Annotated in this window: 1 pseudogene; it reads left to right on the forward strand. The window is 76.6% G+C overall.

From position 1 onward, the window contains the following. Positions 1-234 precede the first annotated feature (234 nt). Positions 235-1,661, forward strand: a pseudogene (locus ABYE80_RS20630) (hypothetical protein); the annotation flags it as partial.

The following is a 1,661-nucleotide window of genomic DNA, read 5'->3' on the forward strand; positions in this document are numbered from 1 at the left end:
GACACGATCGTCCCCGCCACGAAGCCACCGACCCGGATCGCTCCGCCGCGGACGACGATGCCGCCCGCGGCAGCGGTGTCGAGAACGTCGGGGACCTCGGCTGGCTCGACGGCGTCGGGCATAGGCGGGCAGCGTAGTTGCGCGCGGCACGCGGAGGCGCCCGGCCCCGCGCGCCCCGGACGGGCGGTCGAGCGGAGCCCGCCGGGCGGCGGTCGCATACGGTGGCCCCAGCGCATGCCGTCGCCTCGCCCCCTCTCGCTGACGCTCGCCGCCATCCTCGGTGCGGCGGCGACGTTCTGCGTCGCTCCGGCCCTCACGGGGACGAGCGTCACCGCGCTGTTCTTCGAGGTCGCGGACGTCGCGCACGGTCGCGTGCCGCTCGTCGACACGACGGCGGGCGCCGGGTGGGGTGCGCTCGACGCGCTCGGAGCCATCTTCGCCGTGCTGGGAGATGCGACCGAGGGCCGGGTCGTCCTGGCGGTGGGGATCGCCTCAGCGCTGTGCGGCCTGCTCGTGGTGGTGCTCGCGTCGGGCCTGACGCGCAGCACCGGCACGGCGCTGTTCGGCACGGGAGCCGCGGTCGCGGTCCTCGCGCTGGCGGCTCCCGCCCCGGATGCGCTCTCTCCCGCCGCCGGGGCGCTGACGATGCTGCCGGTCCTCGCGGTCCTGGCCGCGTGCGCGCACCACCGGACGCGCGGAGCGGCGGTCGTCCTGGCCGGTGTGGCGGTGTGGTGGAGCCCGCCCGCCGGGTTCCTGGGTGTCGTCGCCCTGACCATCGCGTCACGGTCCTGGCCCCGATCGGACCGTGAGCGGCTGCGCCGGTGGTCGCGCCCGACGGCCGCGGCGGTGCTGGCCGTCTTCGTCGTGTCGGCGCTGGCGCGTGCCGGCGCGCTCCCGGGCCCGGTCACAATGCTCAACGAGCTGCTCCCCGCGTCGGGACCGCCGGGCATCGGACCCGGTGCGGTCGCGGTGATCGCAGCCGTCGGGGCGCTCCTCGCGGCCGCCGTCGCGGCCCTCCCCGGCACCCACGAGCACGGGCGGGCCCTGTTCCGCGCGCGCTCTCGCGGGGACGACGCGGCCGCGGACGGCGCGGCGCGGGCCACCGTCGCCGTCGCCGCGCTCGTGACCCTCTGGGGGGTCGTCGACGGCAGCGCGATCACGCTCGCCCACGGGACCGCGCTGGCGCTCCTGGCGCTCGGCGCGCACCCGGGCCGTGGGCGGGTCACGGTGGGGTTGACGACCGGGTTGGCCCTCCTGGCGATCGTCGGGCCCGGACATGCGCAGGACCGGTGGAAGACGACCGCCCTGTACGACGCGATGCCCCATCAGGTCCTGCGGCATCTGGGCTTCGGCGAGCACGTCGGTGGCTCGCTGCGGCACGACCTCGATGACCTGCTCGAGCACCCGCGGGTCGCGGAGGACGGGTTCACCGCCAACGTCTTCCGTCGTGATCGTCGGATGCTGCTCCTCGGCGACGCGACCGGCATCTCGCGCGTGTTCGCCGCCACCGGGACCGTCTCGGTCCTGCCGCTGGGCGACCCCACCCGTGATGAGCTCCCCGTGTTCCTGCGCGGCCCCCTCGACGAGGCGATCGACGCCCTGCCCGACGGGGCGCGGCTGATCGCGCGGACCGACTGGGTGGCGGCGGCGGTCGCGAACAC

Source organism: Paraconexibacter sp. (assembly GCF_041602235.1).
In the GTDB taxonomy this organism is placed as follows: Bacteria; Actinomycetota; Thermoleophilia; order Solirubrobacterales; family Solirubrobacteraceae; genus Paraconexibacter.